This window comes from Flavobacterium sp. I3-2, from assembly GCF_013389595.1.
In the GTDB taxonomy this organism is placed as follows: domain Bacteria; phylum Bacteroidota; class Bacteroidia; order Flavobacteriales; family Flavobacteriaceae; genus Flavobacterium.
Window position 1 is genome coordinate 54,770 of record NZ_CP058306.1, and the last position, 13,863, is coordinate 68,632.

Below are 13,863 nucleotides of genomic sequence, written 5' to 3' on the forward strand. Positions count from 1 at the left end.
AGTTTTATAGATATTTTTTCTGTTTTAATTAATGTTTTTTTCTATTTTCTTTCTTAAATTTATTTGAACAAACATAAAAAAACATATTTTCTATTTTTAATTCATTCATAAAAATGCATTTTAAACAAAAATAAATACTCAAAATCAATAAAAAAATGTTTCAAGAAAAACACAACAAACTAATTGTAAAATTAAAAATAAATTAAATGTTAAATAATAAATTATTTAACATTTAAAAACTAAAAACACACTTAAAATCTCAAAAATATAAAAATGTTAAAATTTAAAATTCAGGAATATATGACATCTTTTTGGGAAGAAAAGTAATCTAAAAGTTCAATAAATAGTGTAGCTTTGGAATATAGATAATGAAATTTGTCAGTAAAAATTGCTAAGAAGAAAAAAATTAATTTGACAAATCGCCCTCAACTTAATCAACACTTATGAGATTCTATTGAATTCATTTCAAGTTGTAAAAAATTAAAAGAAGACAGGAAACTCTCTTCTTTTTTTTGCTCATTAATCAACTATCATTCAATTACTTAACTACAAAAAAAAATAGAATAAAAAACTAATTAACTGTAATTAAAATGATTAAAAAAAAGTAAATAGAATAAAAAAACAGAAAAAAAATCAATTTTAATTGTAAAAAAAACTGTAGCTTTATTAAATTAAAAATTATTTTTTTTATTAAAATTTTAAAAAAAATACAAATATTTATTCAAAAAGTTACTGTAATATGACTAGAAAATATATTGATATTTCAGCTGGAGAGTTTTTTATGCACAAGAATAATCCAGATTTTTGTGGTTTAGGAGTAATCAAATCTGTAGAACCTTTAAAAACATTAGTCTACAACAAAGGAAAACAGCAAATTGTAACCATTGATGGAATTGAATATAACTTCCCTGAAAAATCTTTTTTGCCTTTAGTTGTCAATCAAAAATTTAATTTCGAATATCCTGAATATCTTGTTGCTTGGCAATTTAACAGGGAATTTTATTGTATTTTAGATCACGATACAGAAGTTGGTTGTGTTGGATTTTTATTCTATGGAATAAATCATCCAATGTTCATCAGATTAACTGAAGACGAAAACAAAGAAATTATTTTCTTGGAAAGTAGATTTCAAATAGAATGGGAATCTAACGATCGGTTTCAAGGCGAAATGTTAAGAACTTTATTAAAACATTTAATAATTAAAATTACACGATTAGCTAAATCTCAATCTGAAATTTACCAAAGTTTTAGTGATGATAAACTAGATATTGTCCGAAGACTTTCTGTATTAATCGAATTAAATTATAAAAAAGAACATAGCGTAAAATTCTATGCTGATGCGTTAAATAAATCTCCTAAAACATTAAGTAATATTTTTTCGATTTTAAAACAACAAGCTCCTTCAAAATTAATACACAATCGAATTACGCTTGAAGCCAAAAGATATTTAAACTACACTGACAAAACAGCAAAAGAAATCGCATTTGAATTAGGATTTGAAGATGTTTCTAGCTTCAGTAGATTTTTCAAAAGAAACACAGGAGTAAACATTTCGTCTTTCAAAGTTGAATTTAAATAATGAATTTATCAAGATTAATTTATTGATTTTTCAACCTAAAAACTCATAAATTTAGTAGATTCTTAACTTCAATTCTTCTAAATTAATTTAAAAAATCGTAATTTCACAATTCATATATCAAAACAAAATTTAAAACATGAGTACATTTTTAAAAACAATTCAAAAATCAGTAAAACACTGGTACATTCCTGCAATTATTGGAGTTTTATTAATTGGTGTTGGAATTTACACGTATTCTACTCCAATTGCGACTTACGCAACGTTAACAATAATTTTTAGTATTTCATTTTTATTTACAGGTTTAATGGAATTAGCTTTTGCTATACAAAATCAGAAAAATATTGAAGGTTGGGGTTGGTATTTAATGGGAGGAATCTTTGATACTGTTGTTGGTTTTATCTTATTAACACATCCTGCTGTTTCGGCAGCAATGCTTCCAATTTTCATTGGTTTTACTTTATTATTCCGCTCAATGCAAGGATTAGGATTTGCATTCGAACACAAAAACTACGGTTCAAACAATTGGGGAGGTTTAGCTTTTGCTAGTGCGCTTGGATTAATTTTTTCTTTATTATTGATTTTTAATCCTATTTTTGCTGAAGCTTACTTGGTTGTATTAACTTCTTTAGCTTTTGTTTTTGTTGGTTTTTCTACAATTGTTTTGGCTTTTCAATTAAAAAAATTGAAAAATATTTCATCAAAAATTCAAGGAAAAATACAAGATAAAATAGAAGATTTAAAAGAAGAATATTACGATCACATTAATAAAAATTAGTTCTATTATAAAATCAAAAAACGCTGCTAAATCATTTTTTTAGCAGCGTTTTTTTATGATTATATTGAATTAAAATTCATTTAAAATTTACTTCTGTAAAAAAATACGCTTTGAATAATACAAAACATTATTATATATATGAACATTTATTTCTGATTCAGAAAGTCCCATATTTTGTAATCTTCTGTAAATAAGCAAATATTCATTAGTTGTTCTAAATTTATTCCATTGAAAATTTTTAAAAATTCTCATTTCATCTTTATTAAATTGTACTTTGCGTTTTATTTTTCCTCTTTGAATTTCAAATATCAGATTATTATCATTTAACGGTCGTAACGAATCATTTTTGAAATCATCAATTCCTAACCCAATCTGAACAACACCATTTACCCATCTCAACGGAATAAGTTCTTCGGTTGAAGGGCTGAATTTTTCTCGAACACTAACAAGATTTGTCGAATCTTTAGAACTTTCTACTTTTATATCTCGAAGATACAATTCGTCATTCAAAATTTCATAAAAAGCAATATAGCCACGATTAACAATAGTAGAATCCTTGTTTTGCACAATACGTTTATCTGGATAATAATTGAAATATTGTTCAAGATGATGAAATCTATAATCATATTCCTTTCCATTAATTTGAATGCGATCAGGAATATATTTTTGTCCAAAAACACTGGAAGCAATCGCAAAAAGAAATAAAAAATAAAAATGTTTCATATTATTCTGAATATTAAAAAAAACCGGCTTTTACCGGCTTTTAAATTAAATATCGTCAAAATTAATATTTGTGAAACTTGATGAAGGCATTTCTTCAACATCAGCAAAATCTCTTTTGAAATCTTTTTGGTGTCTTTCAGAAATAACTTCTTCGCCTTTATGATCTAAAACAAATTGAGTCATCTCGTCTAAAATTTCTCTGAATGAAGTAAAATCTTCTTTGTACAGATAAATTTTGTGTTTTTTGAAGTGAAAAGATCCATCTTCTTCAGTGAATTTTTTACTTTCGGTAATTGTTATATAATAATCGTCAGCTTTTGTTGATCTAACATCAAAAAAATAAGTTCTTCTTCCTGCTCGTAATACTTTAGAAAAAATTTCATCTTTTTCTAATAAGTCATGTTCTCTCATAATTTTTCGGTGCGTTAATTTTTTTAACTTGTTTTCAAAAGTCTAAAAAAAAAATTATAAATCCAACAGTTAAGAAATTTCTTTTTCAGAAAGTTGTTTAAAATACAATTCTTTGTAATATCCGTTTTTCTCAATTAATTCGGTATGTGAGCCTTTTTCTATGATTTTTCCGTCTTCTAAAATCAGAATCAAATTAGCGTTTTTTGCAGACGAAACTCTGTGCGTTACAATAATTGTTGTTTTGTTTTTTGTTAATTGTTGTAGGTTATTTAGAATCGTTTCTTCAGTTTCTGTATCAACAGCAGATAAACAATCGTCTAAAAGTAAAATTTTAGGGTCTTTTATCAATGCTCTAGCAATTGAAACACGTTGTTTTTGTCCGCCAGAAAGAGTTAAACCGCGCTCTCCCAAAATTGTATCGTGTTTTTTCTCGAATTTAACGATGTTTTTATGAACGTCTGCAAGTTTTGTAAAATGTTCAATTTCTTCATCTGTTGCATCTTCTTTTCCGAATTTAATATTGTTTTTAATCGAATCAGAAAATAAAAAAGCATCTTGCGGAACCATTGCTGTTTCGTTTCGAAGATTATTTAAATTGATATTTTTAATATTCGTATCATCAATTAAAATCTCGCCACTTGTTGTATCGTATAATCTTGAAATTAAATTTAATATGGTTGATTTTCCAGAACCTGTTTTTCCTAAAATGGCTAAAGTTTTTCCTTGTTCTAATGTAAAAGAAACATTTGTTAAAGCTTGAATATTTGTATCTTCATAAACAAAAGTTACATCTCTAAATTCAATCTTTCCTTCAATTGGAGTATTTGAACTAACATTGTTTACAATTTCTGGTTTTTCATTCAAAAATTCGTTAATTCGTTTCTGTGACGAATCCGCTTCTTGAATCATGGTTGAAACCCATCCTAACGAAGCAATCGGCCAAGTTAACATATTTATGTACAATATAAACTGTGCGATAATTCCAATTTCTGTAATGGTTCCATTCATAAATAATTTGGCTCCAATATAAATAACAAGTAAATTACTGATGCCAATTATCAAAACCATCAAAGGTCCAATCATGGCGTTTGCCTTAGCTAAACGCATAAAAATGTTTTTGCTTTCCGTTGTGATTTTTTCGTATTCTTTATCTTTTTCGTTTTCTAGAGCATACGCTTTAATTACGCGAATTCCTGAAAAAATTTCTTGTGAGAATGATGACAAGCGTGATAAATTTTGCTGATACAGAAAACTACGTTTATTTATTTCTTTGCTTAGGCGCATCATCACGTAAGCTAAAAACGGAACAGGAAGTAAAGCGTACAAAGTTAATTCTGGCGAAGTAACATACATTTGTACAATGACAACCGTCATACGAATAGCTGTGTTTACAGAATACATTACTGCTGGCCCAACATATTGACGAACTTTTCCCACATCTTCAGAGATTCGGCTCATTAAATCTCCCGTTTTGTTTCGTTTGTAAAAACTTTGGGATAAATTTTGGTACTGTTTGTAGATTTCGTTTTTTAAATCAAATTCGATATGGCGCGACATTACAATCAATGTTTGACGCATTAAAAAAGTGAAAAATCCTGCAATCAATGTTGTACCTAGAATTAATAGCACATTTTTAATGATTAATTCTTTAACGTTTTCTGAAGAAACGATTGATTTATGAAAATCATACAATGCAGATATTATATTCCCGACAAAAGAAGGCGTAAAAACACTAAATACCTGAGAAGCAATTGTAATTGCAATTCCCAAAATAAAACGATATTTATATTTTATAAAATATTTGTTTAATTGTTTTAATTCTTTCATGAAATTGTTACTGATATATTTTATGTTTTAATCTAATAAATATGATATTATTATTAAATTAACATCTTTGTTTTAAATAATGTTTTTATAACTTAATAAAGTCCGAAATAGTAAATATTTAATTATATTTGGAATAACCATAACAAACTAAAATTAAAATAAATTATGACAACAAATAGCTATAGTCCTGATGAATTAAAAAAAATCGACCCTGTTTTTGGTCAGTTTTCTTTTGATAACCATGAACAAATTGTTTTTTGCAACGACAAAGATACAGGTTTGAAAGCAATTATTGGTATTCATAACACAGTTTTGGGACCTGCTTTAGGAGGAACTAGAATGTGGAATTACACATCGGAATGGGAAGCTTTAAATGATGTATTGCGTTTGTCTCGAGGGATGACCTATAAATCGGCGATTTCTGGATTGGATTTAGGTGGAGGAAAAGCTGTAATTATTGGTGATTCTAAAAAAGATAAAAATCCTGAAATGTTGATTGCTTTTGCTAAATATGTCGATTCTTTAAGTGGGCGTTATATTACTGCAGAAGATGTTGGAACAACTACTCCAGATATGGATTTAATTCATACCATAACTCCTCATGTAACCGGGATTTCTGAAAGTTTAGGTGGTTCTGGAAATCCATCGCCAGTTACTGCTTACGGTGTTTTTATGGGTTTAAAAGCTGCAACTAATTTTCAATTTGGTTCTGATAATTTAGCTGGTAAAAAAGTACTCGTTCAAGGAATTGGAAATGTTGGTGAAACTTTAGTAAAACATTTAACAGATGCTGGAGCTTTGGTACAAATAGTTGATATTAGCGAGGATCGTATGCAAGAAGTCGCAAAAAAATATAATGCTCAAATTTTCTCTGGTTCTGATATTTATTCTGCCGATGTTGATATTTATGCACCTTGTGCTTTAGGTGCAACTATAAATGATGATACGATTGAAAAAATAAAAGCCAAAGTTATTGCTGGTGCTGCAAATAATCAATTAGCTGTAGAAGCAGTTCATGGAAAACGTTTACAAGAACGTGGAATTGTTTATGCACCTGATTTTTTAATTAATGCAGGTGGAATCATAAATGTATTTGGTGAAATTGCTAAATACGATGCTGCTGAGGCTTTACGAAGAACAGAAAATATTTATAATACAACTTTAGATATTTTAAATTACGCGAAAGAACAAGGTATTACAGCTAATCAAGCAGCAATGCGTAAAGCTGAACAACGTATTGAAGCTAAAAAAAATGAAAAAAAATAGTTTTCTAACGATTATTTTATAATTTTGCAAAGCGAAAATCATTCAGGTTTTCGCTTTCTTTAATTTAAATTTATAAGTTCTTTCAAAGTATGTTAAACAGAAGACATATTCGTATAAAAGTGATGCAAACCATTTATGCGATGCAACAAAATCAATCCGATTTAATGGATTCGAGCGAGAAATTTTTAACCTATAGTTTAGAATCAATTCGCGATTTATACTTGTTAATGCTATCTTCTTTAATAGAAGTTCAAAAGGTAGAAAATGAATTCCTTGAACTTTCTGCAAACAAACATTTAGCTACTCCAGAAGAAAGAAATCCAAATAAAAAATTCGTAAACAATAGTTTATTACAAGTTTTAGTTAATTCTGAATCTTTGAATAATAATATCGATGAATCTGGAATTAAAGATTTCAAAGTAAACGATCAATACATCAAGATTTTACTTTCTGAAATTAAAGAATCTGATTTGTATAAGAATTACATGAAAAAATCGACTTCAACTTTCGAAGAAGATCGTGATTTTATTGTAGCTATTTTTACAGAAATTATCGCACCAAACGAAAAAATTTACGAATACTTAGAAGACAACAAACTAACTTGGGTTGATGACATTCCTCTCGTAAATACGGCAATTCAGAAACAATTGAAACAATTAAAATCAGACGTTGATTACTTTAGAATTCCTCGTGTTTTTAAAGATGAGGACGATAAAGAATATGCGAAAATTTTGTTTAGAAAAACTATGTTAAATGCGCGTGAATTAGCTGATGAATTTAACGACAAAACGCCAAATTGGGATACAGAACGAATTGCAGAAATTGATATCATTATCTTGAAAATGGCTATTTGCGAGTTGCAAAAATTCCCTTCAATTCCTGTTAAAGTAACAATTAACGAATATTTAGAAATTGCAAAAGAATATTCTACACCAAAAAGTAGTATATTTATCAACGGAATTTTAGACGCTTTAGTAAAAGAATACCAAAAAGAAGGAAAATTTGCTAAAGTTGGTAGAGGTTTAATGTAAAATTTTAATTTAAAAATGAAAAAAATAGTTTTCGCATTGGCAATTGCTTCGGTAGCATTTGTTTCATGTAAAAAAAATGAAGACGCATCTTCAAAAATTAATTCTGAAAATCCAACTACGCAAAGCGAGGTTGCTCCAGAAACTCAACCGAATACAGTAGCACAAGAAGGTCAAGTTGAACAAACTCCAGTTGCTTCAAGTAAAGACGGAACTGCAGTTGCAAATTTCAATAAAAAAGAACACGATTTTGGTACTATTAAAAAAGGGACAAAAAACGAAACTGAGTTTATCGTAACAAATAATGGAAATACTGATTTGGTTATTATCAATGCTTCTGCTTCTTGTGGATGTACAGTTCCAGATTACCCTAAAACACCAATCAAACCAGGAAGTTCAGCACCAATCAAAGTTGCTTTTAATGCTTCTAGTCCTGGAGCGCAAAGTAAAACAGTTACTTTAACTACGAATACAGCTACTGGATCTGAGCTTTTAACGGTTAAAGCTAATGTAGAAGAATAATTAAATAATTAGAATGGAAAATATTCAACAATTTTTGCCTTTAGTGGCAATGTTTGCTGTGTTGTATTTTTTGATGATACGTCCGCAACAAAAAAGAATTAAGAATGAAAAACAATTTGAATCTGCTTTGAAAGTTGGTGATAAAATTGTTACTAAATCTGGAATTCATGCTAGAGTATCTGAACTACATCAAGATACAATCATCATTGAAACTATGGCAGGTAAATTAAAAATAGAACGCAATGCCGTTTCAATTGAATTATCTAAAAAAGTAAATGAAAAGAAATAATTTCTCTTTATAATTAAAAATCCAGCAGTTGCTGGATTTTTTTATGCTTTTATTTATGTATAATGAAAATACAAGGGCGCTTATGTAAATCTGGTTTTGATTTTTTCCATAAACTAATCGGTTTCGTAACAATAAACTCAGTGGGCAAACTAATATCACAAGCAACACAAACCAAAGTATTTGGATTTAAAATCTGAATCATTTCGTCCAAGATTTGATTGTTTCGATAAGGAGTTTCAATAAAAATTTGAGATTGATCACGTTCTTGCGACCAACGTTCTAAATTCTTTAAAGCCGATTTTTTTTCAGATTTATCGATTGGTAAATAGCCATTAAAAGTAAAAGATTGGCCATTCATTCCTGAAGCCATTATTGACATTAAAATAGAAGAAGGTCCAACTAACGGAACAACTTTAATTCCTTTTTCGTGAGCTAATTTTACAACAACAGCTCCAGGATCTGCAACACCAGGACAACCTGCATCGCTCATCAATCCCATATTTTTACCTTCTAATAGAGGTTTTATAAAATCATTTATTTCTTTGGAATCGGTATGTTTATTTAATTCAAAAAGTGTTAAAGTTGCTTGCACTTTTTCTGGATGAATTGCTTTAATGAATTTTCGTGCAACTTTACTATTTTCCACAACATAAGTATCAATTAAATCGATGATTCGTTTAACACTTTGTGGTAAAACTTCTTCTGGATTGTTATCTCCTAAGGGAACTGGAATTAAATATAGAATACCTTTTTCGGACATGATTCAAAAATTTTTACAAATATAGCAATAAAAAAAACGCTTAGTAAATTAAGCGTTTTCAAGTTTATTTTTAATTTGGTTACAAGCTTCATCTAACATTTGAAAAACATTTTCAAATCCATCATCTTCGCCGTAATATGGATCTGGAACTTCTAAATCTTTTCCACAATGGCTTTCATTTAAAATAAGTTCAACTTTTTTTAAAGCATTTTCATTTGGAGCTAATCGACAAACATTGACATAATTACTTTTGTCCATCACATAAATTAAATCGAATCGATCAAAATCTTCTACTAAAAATTGTCGAGCACGTTGATCAGTTAAATCAATTCCATGTTTTTTAGCAACGGCAATTGAACGTTTGTCTGGTAAACTTCCTGAATGCCAAGCGGCTGTTCCTGCAGAATCAACGGTTATGTTTTTAGAAACTTTTGATTTTAAAATCCCTTCAGCTAAAGGTGATCTACAAATATTTCCTAAGCAAATCATTAAAACTTTCATATTACATGGTAAGTTTTTTATTTATATCTTCAAAATAACCTTTGAATTGCTTATCTGTTTCTAACAAATTATCAACTGTTTTACAAGCATGAAGTACGGTGGCATGATCGCGATCACCCGTTTGAGATCCAATATTTGCTAACGATGATTTGGTATATTTTTTTGCAAAAAACATCGCTAATTGTCTTGCTTGCACGATATGTCTTTTTCTTGTTTTAGAACATAATGTTTCAACATCTAAACTAAAATAATCAGAAACTATTTTTTGAATGTAGTCGATTGAAATATCTTTCTTAACGTTCTTAACGAATTTTTCTACAATACTTTTTGCTAAATCTAAAGTGATTTCACGTTTGTTGAATGATGATTGCGCGATTAACGAAATGATTGCACCTTCTAATTCACGAACATTTGTTTTTACGTTCTTAGCTACATATTCTATAACATCTTCAGGCATTTCAACTCCATCGCGGAATAAAATACTTTTTGCAATATTCACGCGTGTTTCAAAATCAGGATGTTGAATCTCTGCAGATAATCCCCATTTAAAACGAGATAATAAACGTTGTTCAATATCTTGCATATCAACTGGAGCCTTGTCCGAAGTTAAAATAACTTGTTTTCCGTTTTGATGCAAGTAGTTGAAGATATGAAAGAATACATCTTGTGTTCCTGATTTTCCTGATAAAAATTGAATATCATCAACGATTAAAACATCAATTAATTGATAGAAATAAATAAAATCGTTTCGTGTTTGTTTACGAACTGAATCTACATATTGTTGTGTGAATACCTCAGCAGAAATGTATAAAACTGTTTTTTCGGGAAACTTCTCTTTAATCTCCACACCAATTGCATGAGCTAAATGCGTTTTTCCTAATCCAACACCTCCATATAACATCAACGGATTAAAAGCAGTTCCGCCAGGTTTGTTGGCAACAGCCATACCAGCATTACGAGCTAATCGGTTCGATTCTCCTTCTAAAAAATTATCAAAACTGTAATTTGAATTTAATTGTGATTCAATTTTTACATTTCGAATTCCAGGAATAACAAAAGGATTTTTTAATTCTGGATTTTTTTGTTGAACAGGTACATCTAATTCTTGTGTTTTAACAGGTTCTCTGTGCGTACTTGGAAGCTGCTCTGTAAAAGGTTTTTTATTTCCTTGAGCATTTTCCATTTCAATCTTATATAATAATTTTGCACTCGGACCAAGTTCTTTTTGTAAAGCAGATTTTAATATCTTTACATAGTGTTCTTCTAACCATTCGTAGAAGAATTTACTAGGTACCTGAATATACAAAACATTATCTGTTAGTTCTATTGCTTTTATTGGTTCAAACCACGTTTTGAACGCTTGCTCTTGAATATTGTCTTTTATGAAAAGAAGACAGTTATTCCATACAGATTTTGCATTATTGGTAGTATAATCAAGCATGTTATTGTGAATATTATTGTGTTCTCGTAAATGTTAATTTTCTGGAATTTGTGGTTGATTCCTTTTGACAAATATGAATACATTTTTTGTTAAAAAAAAACTTATTGCTATTTGTTTTTTAAAAATAAAATTGTAAGTATTATAAATAAATTTAGTAACGAAATTAATATAAAAAAATAATGAAAAAATTTGATATTGAAGTTAGAGTTCGCTATGCAGAAACAGATCAAATGGGAGTTGTTTATCATGCTAATTATGCCCAATATTTTGAAATAGGACGTGTTGAATGGCTTAGAAATCAAGGGATTTCTTACAAATGGATGGAAGAAAACGGCATCATGCTTCCTGTGGTTTCTCTTACAATGAATTACAAAAAACCAGCAAAGTATGATGACATACTAACAGTTACAACTATACTAAAAAGTCAGACTTCAGTTAAGATTGAATTTGACTATGAAATACGAAATCAAATTGGTGAGTTATTAACAACGGGCTATTCAATGTTGGTGTTTATAGACATGAAATCAGGTCGTCCTACCCTACCACCAAACTATGTTACAGAAAGGTTAAATATGTTAAAATAAAGATTGTTTTTTATTTAATTTATAAAATAAAATTCTACACGTTTTTAACAGACCAAAAAATATAAAACACCATTTTATGAGAAAAATATTATATTTCATTTTTATTCTACTTTCATGTAAATCTTTTTCTCAAGAATTGATTCAAGGAAAGCTTTTATTAGAAGATCACACGACAATCAAATTAAACGTTTTTAATAAAAATTCTAAAGAAAATATTGAAACTGATGCTCGTGGTGTTTTTCAAATGAAAATGTCCGAAAATGATACCCTTGTATTTTTTCAAAATGAAACCATCTTTGATGAATTCATTGTTCCAAACGCAGTTATACAATCTAAATCGCTACGTCATTTTCTAAAAAAAGATGGTATAACCTTAGATGAAATGGTTATTGATCGCGGAGCTGCTTTCAATTTTGGCACAACTCCTAAAACAAAAGATGAGAAACTTGAACATCAAAATAGTATCAAACCTGTTTTTAACAATAGTACTGGGGTGACTCTAGACGGTGTTTTTAATCGACTTTTTGGAAGAAATAAAGATATTAAAAAACAAATTTCATTTGAAAAAGAAGAGGCTAATTTCAAAGCTTTCAAGAATGTTTATACAGATGAAATTCTTGTCAATGCGTATAAAGTACCAAAAGATTATATTAATATGTTTGTTTACTTTCTTGTTAACGAAGATGATTTCGATAAAAAATTAATTTCAAATGAAGATCCTTTTAAATATTATTTAATTTCGAAGGTCACAAAATTTAAAAAAGAATATGAACTTTAAAACAACCATCTTCTTTCAACATAAATATGTGTACCTATAAAAGATATTAAAATAATCATAAGTAAAATATACATAAGCATTAAAAAAACTACTTTGACAAAAAACTCCAAAAGCATCTAACTTTTGGAGTTTTTTTTATTGATATTTTATTGCTTTGACTGGAGAAACCTTTGTTATAATATAAGAAGGAATTATTAAAATGATAAAACATAAAAATATCACCAAACCATTTAATCCCAAAATATGAAGCATATTTAAATAAACAGGCGCTTTTGCAACGTAATATTGAGTAGGATCTAGTTTTACAATTCCAAAATATTTCTGAATCAACAAAATTGAAATCCCAATAAAATTACCCCAAATTAATCCTCGAAAAATTATATGCGTTGCATTTAATAAAAATATCTTTCGAATAGTCCAATTGTTTGCACCTAAAGATTTCAAAATTCCAATCATTTGTGTGCGTTCTAAAATTAAAACTAAAAGTGCTACAATCATATTAATACTTGCAACCACAATCATAATTCCAATAATGAGATAAATATTAAAATCAAACAATTTCATCCATTCAAAAATTCCAAAATATTTGTCTGTTATAGAAATACTATTTAAATCAGACGGAATATCTTCATAAATTTTCGTGTTGATTTCATTGATTTTTGTAAAATCATTTACATAAATTTCAAAAGCTCCAACTTCATCTTTCTCCCATTTATTCAAACGCTGCACATGCTTTAAATCACCAATTACATAAGTTTCGTCAAACTCTTTAAAACCAGAATCATAAATTCCTACTATTTCAAAACTTCGAATGTAAGGCATTTTATTTCCGGAATCTTTCATAAAATAAGTTTGCATTTTATCGCCTACTTTTAATTTTAATCGACGCGCTAGATAATCCGAAATCAAAATTTCATTTGTCATACCATCAGTTGCAAATTTCGGCAAATTTCCTTGCTTAAGGTATTCGGTTATGTAGCTAAAATCATAATTAGCTGAAACACCTTTATAAATGATTCCTTCAAAAGTTTCTGGTGTTCTCACAACTCCAGCAATTGTTGCAAAGGGCTGGATTTTTGAAACTTCAGCAACGTTTTTGAAATTTGGATAAAAATCCTGATGTAACGAAATTGGAACGGTTGTTACTTCAGATTGATTGTTATCGTAATTTAAAATGGTTAAATGACCGTTAAAAGAAGTTATTTTATCTCTAATTTTTTCTTGTAGTCCTAATCCGGTCGAAACCGAAACCAACATCATTATAATACTAATGGCAATAGCAACGATTGCAATTTTTATTATTGGTGCAGAAACACTACTTTTATATTCTTTAGAAGTAGCTAAACGTTTGGATATAAAATATTCTAATTTCAAAATTT

General features: G+C 28.5%; 15 protein-coding genes. 8 read left to right on the forward strand and 7 right to left on the reverse strand.

What is annotated here, in order from left to right; translation table 11 throughout:
- The first annotated feature begins 739 nt into the window (after positions 1-739).
- Both HW119_RS00300 and HW119_RS00305 read left to right on the forward strand, forming a co-directional pair.
- Positions 740-1,579 (forward strand): helix-turn-helix domain-containing protein, encoded by an 840-nt coding sequence (locus HW119_RS00300; RefSeq protein WP_177760692.1) that lies wholly within the window; start codon positions 740-742, stop codon positions 1,577-1,579.
- A 136-nt stretch (positions 1,580-1,715) separates the two neighbouring features.
- A complete protein-coding gene (locus tag HW119_RS00305) occupies positions 1,716-2,354 on the forward strand; it encodes an HdeD family acid-resistance protein (RefSeq protein WP_177760694.1) in 639 nt (212 codons plus the stop codon).
- An 87-nt stretch (positions 2,355-2,441) separates the two neighbouring features.
- On the opposite strand, the gene HW119_RS00310 is transcribed toward HW119_RS00305, so the two are convergent.
- The 3 genes from HW119_RS00310 to HW119_RS00320 all read right to left on the reverse strand — a co-directional run bounded on the left by HW119_RS00310 (position 2,442) and on the right by HW119_RS00320 (position 5,315).
- The gene (locus tag HW119_RS00310; protein WP_177760696.1) at positions 2,442-3,077 is read right to left on the reverse strand and encodes a hypothetical protein; all 636 of its coding nucleotides are present in this window, start codon (positions 3,075-3,077) and stop codon (positions 2,442-2,444) included.
- Positions 3,078-3,122: 45 nt separating this feature from the next.
- Positions 3,123-3,488 (reverse strand): PUR family DNA/RNA-binding protein, encoded by a 366-nt coding sequence (locus HW119_RS00315; protein ID WP_177760698.1) that lies wholly within the window; start codon positions 3,486-3,488, stop codon positions 3,123-3,125.
- A gap of 69 nt (positions 3,489-3,557) precedes the next feature.
- Positions 3,558-5,315 carry an ABC transporter ATP-binding protein gene (locus HW119_RS00320; RefSeq protein ID WP_177760700.1) on the reverse strand — a complete coding sequence of 586 codons (1,758 nt, stop codon included), beginning with the start codon at positions 5,313-5,315 and terminating at the stop codon, positions 3,558-3,560.
- 165 nt (positions 5,316-5,480) lie between these two features.
- Here HW119_RS00320 and HW119_RS00325 point away from each other — a divergent pair, with 165 nt between their 5' ends.
- The 4 genes from HW119_RS00325 to yajC all read left to right on the forward strand — a co-directional run bounded on the left by HW119_RS00325 (position 5,481) and on the right by yajC (position 8,420).
- On the forward strand, positions 5,481-6,581 hold the full coding sequence (locus HW119_RS00325) for a Glu/Leu/Phe/Val family dehydrogenase (RefSeq protein ID WP_177760702.1): 1,101 nt from the start codon (positions 5,481-5,483) through the stop codon (positions 6,579-6,581).
- A gap of 89 nt (positions 6,582-6,670) precedes the next feature.
- A complete protein-coding gene (gene nusB / locus HW119_RS00330) occupies positions 6,671-7,612 on the forward strand; it encodes a transcription antitermination factor NusB (RefSeq protein ID WP_177760704.1) in 942 nt (313 codons plus the stop codon).
- A 15-nt stretch (positions 7,613-7,627) separates the two neighbouring features.
- Positions 7,628-8,131 (forward strand): DUF1573 domain-containing protein, encoded by a 504-nt coding sequence (locus HW119_RS00335; RefSeq protein WP_177760706.1) that lies wholly within the window; start codon positions 7,628-7,630, stop codon positions 8,129-8,131.
- Between the two features lie 13 nt (positions 8,132-8,144).
- Entirely contained in the window at positions 8,145-8,420 is a 276-nt protein-coding gene (gene yajC / locus HW119_RS00340; protein WP_177760708.1) for a preprotein translocase subunit YajC, read from the forward strand.
- Between the two features lie 49 nt (positions 8,421-8,469).
- On the opposite strand, the gene HW119_RS00345 is transcribed toward yajC, so the two are convergent.
- Genes HW119_RS00345 through dnaA form a run of 3 tightly spaced genes read right to left on the reverse strand, consistent with a single transcriptional unit; the run spans position 8,470 to position 11,122 of the window.
- Complete coding sequence (locus HW119_RS00345; RefSeq protein WP_177760710.1) at positions 8,470-9,180, reverse strand: SAM-dependent methyltransferase; 711 nt, start codon at positions 9,178-9,180, stop codon at positions 8,470-8,472.
- Between the two features lie 48 nt (positions 9,181-9,228).
- Positions 9,229-9,681 (reverse strand): low molecular weight protein-tyrosine-phosphatase, encoded by a 453-nt coding sequence (locus HW119_RS00350; RefSeq protein ID WP_255497940.1) that lies wholly within the window; start codon positions 9,679-9,681, stop codon positions 9,229-9,231.
- 1 nt (position 9,682) lies between these two features.
- Positions 9,683-11,122 (reverse strand): chromosomal replication initiator protein DnaA, encoded by a 1,440-nt coding sequence (dnaA, locus tag HW119_RS00355; RefSeq protein WP_177760712.1) that lies wholly within the window; start codon positions 11,120-11,122, stop codon positions 9,683-9,685.
- A 179-nt stretch (positions 11,123-11,301) separates the two neighbouring features.
- On the opposite strand from dnaA, the gene HW119_RS00360 reads away from it, so the two are divergent.
- Together HW119_RS00360 and HW119_RS00365 are read left to right on the forward strand one after the other, a co-directional pair.
- On the forward strand, positions 11,302-11,706 hold the full coding sequence (locus HW119_RS00360) for an acyl-CoA thioesterase (RefSeq protein WP_177760714.1): 405 nt from the start codon (positions 11,302-11,304) through the stop codon (positions 11,704-11,706).
- A 76-nt stretch (positions 11,707-11,782) separates the two neighbouring features.
- Positions 11,783-12,484, forward strand: coding sequence for a hypothetical protein (locus HW119_RS00365; protein ID WP_177760716.1), 702 nt, complete (start codon positions 11,783-11,785; stop codon positions 12,482-12,484).
- Between the two features lie 135 nt (positions 12,485-12,619).
- Here HW119_RS00365 and HW119_RS00370 read toward each other — a convergent pair whose 3' ends face one another.
- Positions 12,620-13,858, reverse strand: coding sequence for an ABC transporter permease (locus tag HW119_RS00370; protein WP_177760718.1), 1,239 nt, complete (start codon positions 13,856-13,858; stop codon positions 12,620-12,622).
- Between the last annotated feature and the right edge of the window lie 5 nt (positions 13,859-13,863).